Raw genomic sequence first — 12,867 nt, 5'->3', positions numbered from 1 at the left:
TTGGCATGACCCTTACCATCGCGAGCGTAAACGTCAATGGAATCCGTGCTGCGTGCAAGCAGCGCAATGAAAATAACCCCGGTATGAACGCCTGGCTAGAGGAGACTCCGGCCGATATCGTGCTCATGCAAGAAGTGCGCGCAACCCCGGAGCAAGCCGAAAAGGCCCTGGCCCCAGCCCTCGAGGCGGGCTGGCACTTAGCTCTTGCCGACGCCGCCGCAAAGGGCCGCGCCGGCGTCGGCATCTTGTCCCGCACCCCGCTTGCCGACGTCGAAGTGGGCTTCGGCTCCTTTACCGACGCCGGCCGATGGATCGCCGCTACCACCCGCGACATTCGCGTCGCCTCCCTATACCTGCCTTCCGGCGATGCCGGTTCGCCGAAGTTGGATGAAAAGTACCGCTTCTTGGATGAGTTCCAGGAGGTGCTGGCGGAGAACGCGGCGCGCAAGAATTCTGATGGCAGCCCGGCCGATATGGTCATCGGCGGCGACTGGAATATCTGCCACCGCGCCCAGGACCTGAAAAATAATAAGGCCAACGAAAAGAAGGCTGGCCACCTGCCGGAAGAGCGCGCCTTCATGGACCACGTCTTTGGTTCGTTCCCGGATGATGAGCCGCAGGAAAAGAAGAACCTGGGACAGTGGCAGGGTGTTGTCGAGTACGCGGGCGGCGAGCCGTGGTCCCCGGCCGCGGATCCGCAGTGGTTCGATGTCGCCCGCCGCCTGCACCCAGAAGAAGATGGTCCTTATACCTGGTGGACCTACCGTGGCCAGGCATTTAATAACAACGCTGGGTGGCGCATCGATTACCAGGCGGCCACCCGCCCGATGCTGGAGCGCGCGCAGCGCACCTGGGTGGATAAGGCCCCTACCGTGGAGCAGCGCTGGTCAGACCATTCCCCACTGCTGGTGGAGTACCGCTGATGACGCCACTATTTAGCGTCCTGTATGTAGTTGGTATTACGGCTGAGTCCATGACCGCCGCATTGTCCGCCGGCCGCCAAAAGCTCGACCTTTTTGGCGTCACCATGATCGCCTCCATGACGGCGCTGGGCGGCGGCACGGTGCGCGATATGATCCTCGATGATCCTCCCTTTACCTGGGTTGAGCACCCCATCTATTTGGTGATCGTCATCGTGGCGGCCGTAGTGACGGTGGGCATGTCCTTCCTCATGCACTATTTCCGCCACCTCTTCCTCATCTTGGATGCCCTGGGGCTTGCGGTCTTTTCGGTGCTCGGCACCCAAATTGCGGTCCATTTAGGTCACGGGTTCATTATTGCCTCGGTTTCCGCGGTGATTTCTGGCGTCTTTGGCGGCGTGCTGCGTGACCTGCTTTCGGATCGCATCCCGCTGGTCTTTTCCGGCGAGTTTTACGCCGCGATTTCGGTGCTCGCCGCGGCGCTATTTATGGCGCTGTACCACAGTGGCCTGGCCGAGGAACCGGCCGCGATTATCACCGCCTCCGTGTGCTTTTTTGCCCGCTTGGCCGCGATCTACTTCAAGAAAGGCCTGCCCGTCTTTGAATATCGCGATGCCGAGCAGCAGATGGACCCGCGCCTGCGTTTGTCCGCGCGCATTGTGCGCGATGGCGCTCGCAAGGCCAAGCGCAAGGCGGGCGCGGCCACGCGCTATGCCAGCCCCATTACGCGCCCGCTGACTCGGCCGCTAAGCCGCCCCTTGAGCCGGACGTTTAGGAAAAAGTCTCGAGCGTTTGCTACGGCAGCTGAAGGAACGGACTACAGCGATATATCGAGCAACCGCATCGCGCGCCGGCCGAAGCAGCAGTCGATTACGCGGCCGAGCGGCCGGCACTCGCCAGGGGCACGGGGAGTAAACGTGGAGCAGCAGTGGAGCTTTAATAAGGGGGACGTCGGCAAGCGCAAGGCACCCAAACACAAGCAGTAGTGCTAGTATAGGTAAGTCAAAAAATTCAGTAATCTGCAACGGAGAAAGTTCATGGCTCGCGCAATTATTTCTTTCGTCCTCGGCGCTGTAATCCTCGGCCTGAGCATCTGGTGGTGGACCGTTGTTGGTCCGTCCTTCGCTTTCCTCGGCCCCATCGTGCTGATGGGCGTGGGCGGCGCGCTGATGGTTGCGGGCTTTGCCATCTTTATGGATGTTGTTAGCCCCACCTCCCGCAAGATTTAAGTTCTTGCGCCGCTTCCCCTGCCCTACGGGTAGGGGATTTTTTCGATCCCTCGCTCAGGCGGCGCCGGGGAAGGATGTGAACCGCGCGGCGAGGCTAGGGGGTAGGATAAGGCACCATGACTGCAGACAATTCCACCGTTTCCCGCGTCCTGTCCGGTATCCAACCCACCGCTGATTCCTATCACCTGGGTAATTACCTAGGAGCGCTCAAGCAGTGGATTGACCTGCAGGACGGCTATGACGCCTTCTACTTCATCCCTGACCTGCACGCGATCACCGTGGAGCAAAATCCGGAGGAGCTGCGCAACCGCACCATCGCGGGTGCCGCACAGCTCATTGCCTTGGGCATTGATCCGGAAAAGTCCACGCTCTTCGTGCAGTCGCACGTGCCCGCCCACGCGGAGCTGACCTGGGTACTGCAGTGCCTCACCGGTTTTGGCGAGGCCTCCCGCATGACCCAGTTCAAGGATAAGTCCGCCAAGCAGGGCTCGGATCGAACCTCGGTGGGCCTATTTACCTACCCGATCCTCATGGCCTCCGATATCTTGCTTTACTCGCCGGATTATGTGCCGGTGGGCGAGGATCAGCGCCAGCACCTGGAGCTGACCCGCAATCTGGCCGAGCGCTTCAACAATAAGTACGGCGAGACCTTCAAGGTACCGGAGCCATTCATCCCGGAGGGTGCGGCAAAGATTTATGACCTGCAGGAGCCGACCTCCAAGATGTCTAAGTCCGGCGCCAACCCGAAGGGCCTGGTCAACCTGCTTGATGCGCCGAAGACCTCGGCTAAGCGCATCAAGTCTGCCGTGACGGATGACTTGGGCTCGGTGGCCTTCGACCGCGACAAGCAGCCGGGTGTCTCCAATTTGCTGGTCATCCAGTCTGCGCTCACCGGTGAATCCATCGATTCCTTGGTGGAAAAGTACGCCGGCCAGGGCTACGGCCACCTCAAGGTCGATACCGCCGACGCGCTGCAGGAATTTACCACTCCGCTCAAGGCGCGCTATGACGAGTTGATGGCGGACCGCGGCGAGCTCGAGCGCATCCTGGCTCAGGGTGCGGAGACGGCGCAAGAGATTGCGCAGCCGCTTGTCGACGCCGTTTATGAAAAGGTCGGCTTCCTTCCCCGCCTGCGCAAGTAGCAAGCGGCCGCTTCCCCCGTGCCCCACCCCACAAAGGGACAAGTGGGGGTTTGCCAGTTACTCTAGGTGAGATAAAAACTGTGCGAGCAAGAAGGGAAGCACGTGCCTACCACCACGCAATCCTCCTCGAAGAAGACGGACCACTACGGCATCGAACGCGCCAATGCCGATGATCCCGGTGCGGTAGATAAGATTCGCTCCAAGTCCAGGTTCGTTGATCACCTCATGCGCATGAATGAGCGCTACGGTGCCGAAGGCGGCAACCAGTTTGCCGCCGGCATCACCTATTATTCGGTGCTCTCCATCTTCCCGCTTGCCATGCTGATCGTGGCCACCGTCGCCGCCGTCTTGGCTAACCGCGAGGACCTGCTCAATGATCTGCAATCCCATATCACCAGTTCTATCGATGGCGATATGGGCGATACGGTTAACAAAATCCTCGATACCGCCATTGACCAACGCGGCGCCATGTTCGGTATCGGTGGTTTGACCACCCTGTGGTCCGGCCTGGGATGGATGAATAACCTGCGCATTGGTATCTCGGCCATGTGGGGCATCGATGCCAACGAGGGCGGTTCCTTCTTGAAGAAGAAGTTGTCTGACCTAGTGGGCCTCATTGGCCTTATCGTGGCATTCCTCATCGCCTTTGGCGTGACCGCTGCCGGGTCCTCCGGCCTTACCCAGAAGATCTTTGAGCGCGTAGGAATCGAGTCCTTCTCGGGCATGGACCTGGTGATTTTCTTTGTCGGCTTGGCTGTGGGCCTTCTGGCCAACTTCATTGTCATGTGGTGGCTGATTATGATCCTGCCGCGCACCAAGGTTCCGAAGAAGTCCGGCCTTATCGGCGCAGCCATCGGTGCCGTCGCTTTCGAGCTGCTTAAGCAGCTGTCTACGGTCATCATGTCCTCTGCTACCGGCAGCCCGGCCGGCGCGGTCTTCGGACCGGTCATCGTGCTCATGGTGGTCATGTACCTCATCTGGCGCGTGGTGCTGTACGTCTCCGCGTGGACCGCCACCACCGCCGAGTCCCTGAAGTACGCTCACCCGCCGGTCCCAGAGCCGGCCGTTATTCGCGTCCGCAACGAGGTCAAGGAAGACGCGCCTGCAGGTGCGACCTTCGGCGTTGGCGCCGCTGTAGGCGCCGCGGCCGTGGGCGCGTGGAGCCTGTTGCGCCGTAAGTAAAATCTCCTCCTTAGGGGTGAGGTCGCCGCTGCCGGTGGGCTTTAAGATAGAGCATTATGAATGCCAATGACATCGCACCGAATCTTTATGAGGAATGGGGACTAGATCGCCGCGATGGCGAGCACGAGCTTTTAGTCTTGTTGGAGTCCAAGGATGTGCTGCTGCAGCAGCAAGGCCAAGACATTGAAGATCCGCGGCGCGCGCAGCTGCGCATCGCTGCCAGCGTCTTGGGCTCTGCTGCAAAGCGGTCCGAATACGATAAGGCGTGCGCGGCGGGAGTGCGCCCCACCTGGGGAGACCTAGGGCAGCTGGGCGCGGTAGGGCAGTGGAACCCGCAGCCGCAGCAGGCCCAGCAGCAAGCTCAGTCATTCCAGCCCGGTCAGGCGGCCGGGCCGGGGCGTCACGCTCAGCAGGAACCGCGATTTGCGCAGACCGCGAGCCCCTATGGGTCGCCATATTCGCGCAATCCCTTTGCCCCGCAGCACAATCCATTCCCGCCGGCAACGGCGAACGCTGCCGTCCCCGCACCGCTGGTACAGCACCCAGCGCCTGAAATTAGCCAGCGTGCCGGTCAAGATGCGCGCATCGGCATGGCCATTTTGGACCTCATCTTCTTTTCGCTCATTAGCGGCAGCTTCGGCGGCGCGCTGCTCTCCGGCGGCGTGGATGAGCTTTCGACGTTCATTGGCGGCGCTATCATCTTGCTGCTCTACACCTTGGGCACTGAGTGTTGGCTCGGCGCCAGCCCGGCTAAGCTGCTGATGGGCTACACGGTGCGCGATGTCGACACCAAAGAGCGGCTCACCCTCACCCAGTCCGCTAAGCGTCAGTGGTGGCGCCTAGTCAATATCGTGCCGGGCCCCGGTACGTTCGCCAGCTGGGTGGGCGCCGGCGTGCATACCTTCACCATTTCGGAGAAGAATAACCGCCGCGGCACCCACGATGAGTGGGCTAACGCCGAAGTAGTGAAAAAGCACCCACGCACATAGCCAGCAACACTACGGCGCCGGCGATAACCCAGCCGAGCCAGCCCTGCACCCCGTCCAAGGAAGAGTTCGCGGATTGCGCCTGGGCATCGGGCGCCGGCGTTGCCGCAGGGGACGCAGGGGAGTTGGCGTCGGAATGGGCGTCGGCAAGCAAATGCCCTACACCATCCCCGGGATGCACCTTATAGGCCTCGTGCAGCAGTTTCTGAGCCTGCTCCCACGCGCGCGGGCCGTGCTCCACGGTGGTATCGAGCAGCACCGCCTGCAGCCGCCGGCCATGGCGGTCAAGCGCGCCGACGAAGGTATGGTGTGCATCATCGGTAAAGCCCGTCTTGCCACCAATACCATCCGGATCATTGAGGAAGAGCCCGTTATCGTTGCCTAATTGGTAACCATCAAGGTCGCCCCAGCCGGGGAACTCCACGGACTCTGTATCCACAATCCGCGCGAAGGTCGGGTTATGGAAGGCCGCGCGGTAAATGCGGGAAATGTCCTCTGCCGAGGTAGACATGCCCGGGGCATCGAGCCCGGAGTAGCTGGCCGCATAAGTGGAATTCGTGCCGATCTCGGCCGCCTTGTCATTGACCTTGCGCAGCGTGGCCTCGTCCCCGCCCAGTTCCTGGGCCAGGGCGTGCGCGGCATCGTTGCCAGAGGCCATGAGCAAGCCCTGCAAAAGCTGTTCCACCGTGTACGTGCCGCCCGGGCCGATGCCTACCGCTGAGCCATCAATCTGTGCCGATTCTTCGCCCACCTCGACCTTTTGGTGCAGGTCCAGTTCGTCGATGACCACCAGCGCCAGCAGCGCCTTGATGATGGAGGCCGGCCGGTAGCGGCCGTTAGGGTCCTTCATCGCGATGATTTCGCCGGTGTCGATATCGGAGACCATCCACGCCGCGGCCACCACATCTTTATCCACCTTGAACCCTTCGGGCAGGGTGGTGCCACAGGGCTCATCGCTGTCCACCGGTGGCAGCGGGGTGGGTGAGGCTTGCCCAGGAGCGAGGCGCTCCGAGGTGGTGGTGGCCTTTTCCGGGCGCTCGGCGTGCGGGCACTTATCGGTATCCGGGGCGGTGGTGCGCGTGGTGGTAGTAGTTTCCGGCTCTTCCGCCAGCGCGAGCGGTGCGCCGCTGAGCAGGACGGCAACGAGAGAACTAGCGATAATTCTTTTCATGACATGACACATCTTAGGCCCGTGCCTACGATGGGACGCATGCATGACGCGCCTTTGATTAGCCCTGAAAACAAGGACTCCGCCGCCGACGTGGTGGCCAAGCTTCCTAAGGTCTCCCTCTTTGAGACTATTTCCTCCACGGCCACCGCGCCGGAGGAACTTACCGCGACCATCCGCGAGCGCTACGAAGCCTTGGCCGCCGATGGTGTGGTCTACGCGGAACTGCACCTGGATCCAGCAGAGATCGGCCTAGACGCTGCCGCGGTTGTCGAAGCCGCCGGTGCAGCCCGCATTCCTTCCCTCGACTCCCGCCTCGTCCTCGCCGGCACGGCCCCTGAGGCAGTAGTGCCTGACGACGCCCCCGTGGTGGGCTACAACCTGCCTCAGGACCAAGCGGGCGCGGCCGCAGACTTCCGCGCCGCATACCTGCCCACCCAGATCCTGGTGGGAGAGGACTTCGCAGAGGTGGAGCGCGCCGCCCAGGCCGGCGTGAACCGCCTTATCCACCCGGTGAATATGATCGATGACTTCACTGCGAATATTGAAGGCATCGTGCCGGGTAAGGCCTCTGGCTACATCCGCGACCGTCATATTCCCCTGGTCTTTACCCCACTGGAGGAGGCCGAGGAGCTGACCGACCACCCACTGCCACTGCTGCAACAGCTGGGTTTTACCTGCACCATTTCCTCGGGCGAGTCTACCTTGACCAAGCAGTTCCTCGCGCTGAGTGAGACCTTTGGCTACGGGCTGGAGGAATTTTTCGATCTTACCGTCAAAGCGGTGGAGAATTCCTTCGCTGACCAGGAATTACGGCAGCATCTGCTAGAAACGGTTATCTTGCCAGCATACGAGGAACTATCTGATCCGGAGCTTGCTGGCCCGGACACGGAAGAGTCCCTCGCAGATGCGGCAGACGCCGCTGAAGAATAGAAACGATTAAAGGAGAATTACATGCCTTCCGTACTTTTTGTTGTTACCGCTGCTGAGGAATGGACACTGGCCGATGGCACCAAGCGCCCGACCGGCTATTGGGCCGAGGAGCTTATTGCCCCGCACCGCGTCTTCCAGGGCGCAGGCTGGGATATCCACTTCGCCACCCCGGGGGCGAAGGCTCCCGTCGTAGATGAGTACAGCCTGGAGGTACTGCCCGATAACGTGCGCATGGCGCAGGAAAATTACTTGGCAGAGTTGGGCGTGGCGCTAGAGAACCCGCTGAACCTGGCGGATGTCAATGAGGAAGACTATGACCTCATTTTCTACCCAGGAGGCCACGGGCCGATGGAGGATCTTGCCTACGATCAGGATTCTGCCCAGCTTATTCAGGCGCGTATGGATTCCGGCCGCGCGCTCGGCCTCGTTTGCCACGCCCCGGCCGCGCTATTGGCAGTGGATAATGAGAATTGGCTGTTCAAGGGCTACAAGATGACCGCCTTTAGCAATGCCGAGGAAGGCGAGGAGATGGTCGCTGCCGCTAAGTGGGCATTGGAGACTCGCCTGCGCGAGCTGGGCGCGGACTATCAAGAAACCGATGCCATGTCCCCGAATGTCATCGTGGATCGCAACCTCTACACCGGCCAGAATCCCGCCTCTTCTGAGCCGCTGGCACAGCGCATTCTGCGCGATTTCTAAATGCGCGTTTCGCGAGTCCTCAAGGCCGGGGCTGCCCTGACCGGTGTGGCCGGGGCCGCGGGCATGGCGGCGTATGCACTCAGCCGCCGGCCGTACCTGCGCGAGGTGGCACCGGGGCTGCGCAGCCCGGTTCTGTACTTGCCTATGCACCTGCTTGCCGACGCCACCTTTGCCCGCGCCAGCCGCTTCTTTGCCAGCATCGATTTCTCCCGTCCGGTGCGGCACGCGGTGGATATTACGGAGTTCTCCGCTTCCTTCGATGGCCACGCCTTTAGCGCCCGCGTGCTTACCCCACGCGGCGATTCCCAGGGCACAGCCACCGCTGGGCCGCGCCCCGTGGTGGTGTGGACGCACGGCGGCGGCCATCTCATTGGTGGACCCGCAATGTATGACCCGCAGAATGCCCGCATGGCGTCCGAGCTCAGTGCCATCGTGGTGGCCCCGCGCTACCACAAATCCACCCAGGAGCCGTTCCCAGCGGACCATGATGAGTGCTACGCCGCGCTGCGTTGGGTGCAAGAACACGGCGATAAGCTGGGCGGGGATACCTCGCGCATCGCGGTCGCTGGCGATAGCGCTGGCGGCGGCCTCGCCGCGGGTCTGGTGCAGCGTGCCTTTGATGAGGGCCATCCGGTCCGCGCGCTCGGCTTGGTCTATCCCATGCTGGATCACCGCACCACGGATAAGTCCGGTGCGGTGGGCCAATTCATCTGGACGGCGGGCCCGAACCGCGGCGCGTGGTCCATGTACCTGGGAGATGACCACTTGGATGTTGACCTGCCGCCTTATGCTTCGCCAGCCACGCGCAGTGATCTTTCCGGCTTGCCGCCGACGTGGATCGGGGTGGGTGGCATCGACCTCTTCTGCGATGAATCCGTGGCCTTTGCCCAAGCCCTCGATGCGGCCGGCGTGGATACGACCCTCGACGTGTGGGCCGGCGCCTACCACGGGTTTGACCAGATTAAACCCAAGGCGCCGCAATCGCGCGAGCTTATCGACGCCCTCATTGACCACCTTCGCCGCCACCTCTAAAGTCACGTACTAAGGGAGGACGAGCGATGAAATACTACACGCACGTGTCGTGGGTCGTATTTTTCACCAGCCTTATTGTTCTTGGTCTGATTCTGGGCGGAGTCTTTGGAATAGGGACTCTAGGCCGATCCATTGTCGGACTCAGTCTTTGGATAGGGTGGCTAATTTTCGATAAATACATGCGCGACCGGAGCCGACGCCAAGAGGAAGAAGCGCCGGGCCGCTAGACGCAAAAAGCCGCCCCTCTCCGTCCAGCTGCTGTGCAGTGGGACAAAGGCGGGGGCGGCTGATGTGCTACGCGCGGCCGGGGTCGTGCGAACCGTGTGGGTTTAGAACTTAGAGAAGCGCTTGATGAGCATATCCTCCAAGCCCTTCCAAGACTCGGCGTGCTCGTTATATGGCTTGGACGGTACGTAGCCGGCGTGCTCGGTGGAGCCGAGCATGTAGCCCAAGTAGTCCTGCAGGCGCGGGTTGGCCAGCATATAGGAGTTAATGGAATCGTCGCCGGCCCAGTCGGCGGCATCGGCGCATACCTCATAGCAGCGCGCCATCTGATCGGAATCGACGGCCTCCGGGCCCTTTTCGATATCGCGCACGATGCCATTGAAGGAGTACTGGTTATCCGGGTGGACCTGTACTTCCAATTCACCGGCGTTGGCGGCGGCGACAACCTCTTCCCAGGTGGATACGCGGGCTAGGTCGTGGTCATCGTTGTCCATGATCCAGCGCACCAGGGTCTTCGGGGAATCGAAGGTGAAGATCTCGCCCCACTTGCCCAAGAAGATGGGCTTGCCGTCTAGGTAGGTGCGCAGGGTGTAGACGGACTTGGACTGCGCGGTGATCTTGATGGGATCGATGCCGGCCGCGGCCCACGGGGAATTATCGTACGGGTCAGCGGCCTCGGCGGCGGCCTTGCGCTTTTCCTCGGCTTCCTTGGCCGCTGCAGCGGAGGCGGCAGCAGCAGAAGAGATGCGCTCCTTGGCATCGGAAACCTTGGCCGCATCAAAGTCATCGCTGGAGACCACGCGGACGTGCTCATCCAGGTCCTCGATGACCTTCTTCCAGTTGCCGGCGATGACGTGGCCCACGCCGGACCACTCGCTCATGCCCTGTTCGCCGGAGTAGTGGTCGGCGCCGCGGGAGACATTGCGCAAGATGGAGTGGGAGGCGAAGAAGATGGTGGTGTGCTCTGCACCGGCGACGTCGGCAAGCGCGGAGGCTATCTCCAGGTTGCGGGCCACCGTGGATACGTTTTGGTGGCTCGGGCGACCAGCCAGCGCCTCCGGCATGCCGATGAGATCATATTCATTCCGCTCAGCCGGGGTAACGCGGTCCGCATCGCGGCCGGCAAACTGGTCCCACTGCGGGTGGTCCAGCAAATCGTGCTTGGTGCCAGACTCCACGAAGCACAGCAGCTCGGCGGGCGAGTTAAAGGCGAGGACGGCCTCGTCATCGCCCAAAAAGGCCTGCCACTCGGAGCCATTTTGGCGCCACTTGGGTGCCCAGAGGGTATAAAAATCGCCCTCGGTCAGCGAGAGCTTTACAGGTACAATTGCGCGGGTGCTCATGGCGTTTTAGTCTACCCAACGCCCTAAGCAGCGCGCGAGAGCGCACCGGCCTTAGGCCGTGGGGCGCCAAAATCCTTTGAATTGCATGCCCATATTCGTGGTGCGCAGCGGGTTGGTTTGCACCGGATCACCAGCCTCCACGATTTCGCCATTGCCGGAATACATTGCCACGTGCCCGTCCCATACCACCAGGTCACCGGGCTGCAATTGATCCGCACTGACCTGCTGACCCACCGCCTGCTGGTCCGCCGTGCGCGGCAAGTCCACTCCGGCCTGCGAATAAGCCCATTGGGTAAGGCCCGAGCAATCAAAGCCACCGTTTCCGGTGCCACCCCACACGTAGGGCTGTCCCACTTGGCTCTTCGCCGCGGCGACCGCGGCCTGCCCGGCGGCCGAACCACCCTCGGCAGAAGACTCTGGTGCGGGCGGGGGAGAAGGCGCGTCGTGTGGGGCAGCATCGGCGCCGGCCCCATCGTCCGCCGCGGATTGTTCTGGAAGAGCGGTGGCTTGCTGGGCGCCGGTGGGGCTTACGGGGGCATCGGCAAGCGCGGAGTGCACCGGCCGCTGCGCTACGAGCTGCAAGGACTGAGCGGCCGCGCTGAGATCACCCATCAGGCGCTGCACGCGGGCAGTGGCCATGCCCAAGTGCTGGGAGATAAGCGCGCGAAGCTGAGCCAGAGCGGCGGCACGCGCCGACGGATCCAGCGACAGGAAACCCAGCGCGGTGGGCAGGGCCTGGCGCACCAGCTGCGTGGCGATGCCCACCAGATCCCGGATGGTACCCGCTACCAAGGTGCGGGCCTGGCTGAGCGCGGCAGAGATGATTGCATTATCGAGATCGATATTTTTCGCCGATTCGAGTAGGGGAGCGGGATTGCCGTGGGCGATGGCGGCCAAAGGTTCGGCGGCGGAGAGATCCGGCACGCGAGGAAGCTCAACCTCCGGAAGTTGTGCCGGTTGCATGGTGGCAATCTGCTTGAGCGCGGTATCGAGCATCTACATCGCCGCCCCAAGGTGCAGGCCTAGCGAGGCATCGGTGTCTTCTGCCTCGCGCGACATCTGGAAACCGGAGTGGGCAACCTGCCCCATATCGTTGCGCAGCACGCTCATGCGCGCGCCCACATTATCGAGCGCGGCATGCACGGCCTCATTGAAAGCTGTGAATGCGGAATCTTCAGGCAAAATTGGATGGGGCGGATTCTCCCCTTGGGACTGGGCGTGCAGGTCGCGGGCGAGGTGGCGGGCATAGTCAGTATCGATCGTGAAAGGTCTCATGCCCTATTGGACTGCCCAATGGCCCATTTGGTTCCCAAAAAGTTTAAAGTGGTGGTCATGGACATCCACGTAGTAGATCACCCGCTTGCCGCCTCCCGCCTAACGCTAATGCGCGATGCGCGCAGCGATAACTCCGCGTTCCGCGCCGCCCTGAAAGACTTGGGCGCCATGCTTGTCTATGAAGCATCCCGCGACCTTGCCGTGGAAAACTTCGACTGCGCCACCCCGGTGTCTACCACCCAGGGCACCCGCCTGCAGGACCCGCCCATCATCGTGCCGATCATCCGCGCCGGGCTGGGCATGGTGGACCCGGCCCTGTCTATGATTCCGGATGCACAGGTCGGCTTCATTGGCATGGCCCGCAACGAAGAGACGCACGAGCCGGTGCCGTACCTGGAGGCATTGCCGGAGGACCTGACCGGCCGCACGGTGTTCGTGGTGGATCCAATGCTGGCCACCGGTGGTTCCCTGCTGCACGCATTGCGGCTGCTCGCTGGCCGCGGCGCCACCGATATCACCGCCATCTGCATGGTCTCGGCGCAGCCGGGTGTGGATGCGCTGGCTGAATCCGGTCTGCCGGTGCGCCTAGTCACCGCCGCTATCGATCCTTCGCTCAACGAGGATGCTTATATCGTTCCGGGCTTGGGCGATGCCGGCGACCGCCTCTACGGTCCGCGCAATATCGACCTTTAAGGTAATCTTCTCCCTGGAAAGGCGACCGCACTTTCCAGGG

14 protein-coding genes are annotated in these 12,867 nt (G+C 62.0%); 10 read left to right on the top strand and 4 right to left on the bottom strand.

Going from position 1 to position 12,867, the window contains the following annotated elements:
- Positions 1-5: 5 nt before the first annotated feature.
- The 6 genes from QP941_RS03560 (at position 6) to QP941_RS03535 (ending at position 5,462) form a co-directional block, all read left to right on the top strand.
- Positions 6-923: an exodeoxyribonuclease III gene (locus QP941_RS03560; protein ID WP_284765951.1), complete on the top strand. Its 918-nt coding sequence runs from the start codon at positions 6-8 to the stop codon at positions 921-923.
- On the top strand, positions 923-1,906 hold the full coding sequence (locus QP941_RS03555) for a trimeric intracellular cation channel family protein (RefSeq protein WP_284868027.1): 984 nt from the start codon (positions 923-925) through the stop codon (positions 1,904-1,906). The genes QP941_RS03560 and QP941_RS03555 overlap by 1 nt, the downstream gene beginning before the upstream one ends.
- Positions 1,907-1,957: 51 nt before the next feature.
- Positions 1,958-2,149, top strand: coding sequence for a hypothetical protein (locus QP941_RS03550; protein WP_049378073.1), 192 nt, complete (start codon positions 1,958-1,960; stop codon positions 2,147-2,149).
- Between the two features lie 116 nt (positions 2,150-2,265).
- The gene (gene trpS / locus QP941_RS03545) at positions 2,266-3,291 is read left to right on the top strand and encodes a tryptophan--tRNA ligase (RefSeq protein ID WP_284767822.1); all 1,026 of its coding nucleotides are present in this window, start codon (positions 2,266-2,268) and stop codon (positions 3,289-3,291) included.
- A gap of 102 nt (positions 3,292-3,393) precedes the next feature.
- Positions 3,394-4,473, top strand: a complete 1,080-nt coding sequence (locus tag QP941_RS03540; RefSeq protein WP_284868026.1) for a YhjD/YihY/BrkB family envelope integrity protein — start codon at positions 3,394-3,396, stop codon at positions 4,471-4,473.
- Positions 4,474-4,529: 56 nt separating this feature from the next.
- Complete coding sequence (locus QP941_RS03535; RefSeq protein WP_284868025.1) at positions 4,530-5,462, top strand: RDD family protein; 933 nt, start codon at positions 4,530-4,532, stop codon at positions 5,460-5,462.
- Here the strand turns inward: QP941_RS03535 and QP941_RS03530 are convergent.
- A complete protein-coding gene (locus QP941_RS03530) occupies positions 5,425-6,630 on the bottom strand; it encodes a D-alanyl-D-alanine carboxypeptidase family protein (protein WP_284765948.1) in 1,206 nt (401 codons plus the stop codon). The two genes, QP941_RS03535 and QP941_RS03530, sit on opposite strands and share 38 nt — an antisense overlap.
- Before the next feature lie 39 nt (positions 6,631-6,669).
- Between QP941_RS03530 and QP941_RS03525 the strand changes: the two genes are divergently transcribed.
- Genes QP941_RS03525 through QP941_RS03515 form a run of 3 tightly spaced genes read left to right on the top strand, consistent with a single transcriptional unit; the run spans position 6,670 to position 9,291 of the window.
- Positions 6,670-7,560: an amidohydrolase family protein gene (locus QP941_RS03525; RefSeq protein ID WP_284765947.1), complete on the top strand. Its 891-nt coding sequence runs from the start codon at positions 6,670-6,672 to the stop codon at positions 7,558-7,560.
- A gap of 21 nt (positions 7,561-7,581) precedes the next feature.
- Complete coding sequence (locus QP941_RS03520; RefSeq protein WP_284765946.1) at positions 7,582-8,259, top strand: type 1 glutamine amidotransferase domain-containing protein; 678 nt, start codon at positions 7,582-7,584, stop codon at positions 8,257-8,259.
- The gene (locus QP941_RS03515; protein WP_284868024.1) at positions 8,260-9,291 is read left to right on the top strand and encodes an alpha/beta hydrolase; all 1,032 of its coding nucleotides are present in this window, start codon (positions 8,260-8,262) and stop codon (positions 9,289-9,291) included. It abuts the gene before it with no gap.
- A gap of 329 nt (positions 9,292-9,620) precedes the next feature.
- On the opposite strand, the gene QP941_RS03510 is transcribed toward QP941_RS03515, so the two are convergent.
- From QP941_RS03510 to QP941_RS03500, 3 genes are read right to left on the bottom strand one after another with little or no spacing between them, the layout of a single operon-like run.
- Positions 9,621-10,859: a SatS C-terminal domain-containing protein gene (locus QP941_RS03510; protein ID WP_284868023.1), complete on the bottom strand. Its 1,239-nt coding sequence runs from the start codon at positions 10,857-10,859 to the stop codon at positions 9,621-9,623.
- A 51-nt stretch (positions 10,860-10,910) separates the two neighbouring features.
- A complete protein-coding gene (locus QP941_RS03505; RefSeq protein ID WP_284868022.1) occupies positions 10,911-11,855 on the bottom strand; it encodes a C40 family peptidase in 945 nt (314 codons plus the stop codon).
- Positions 11,856-12,134 carry a chemotaxis protein gene (locus tag QP941_RS03500; RefSeq protein WP_284868021.1) on the bottom strand — a complete coding sequence of 93 codons (279 nt, stop codon included), beginning with the start codon at positions 12,132-12,134 and terminating at the stop codon, positions 11,856-11,858.
- 57 nt (positions 12,135-12,191) lie between these two features.
- Between QP941_RS03500 and upp the strand changes: the two genes are divergently transcribed.
- Positions 12,192-12,827, top strand: coding sequence for a uracil phosphoribosyltransferase (gene upp / locus QP941_RS03495; RefSeq protein ID WP_284868020.1), 636 nt, complete (start codon positions 12,192-12,194; stop codon positions 12,825-12,827).
- Positions 12,828-12,867: the final 40 nt, after the last annotated feature.

The sequence above is a fragment of the Corynebacterium sp. MSK150 genome (assembly GCF_030229215.1).
Classification (GTDB): Bacteria; Actinomycetota; Actinomycetes; order Mycobacteriales; family Mycobacteriaceae; genus Corynebacterium.
Note: the sequence above shows the minus strand (reverse complement) of the source record. Positions and strands in the feature narration are given on the sequence as shown.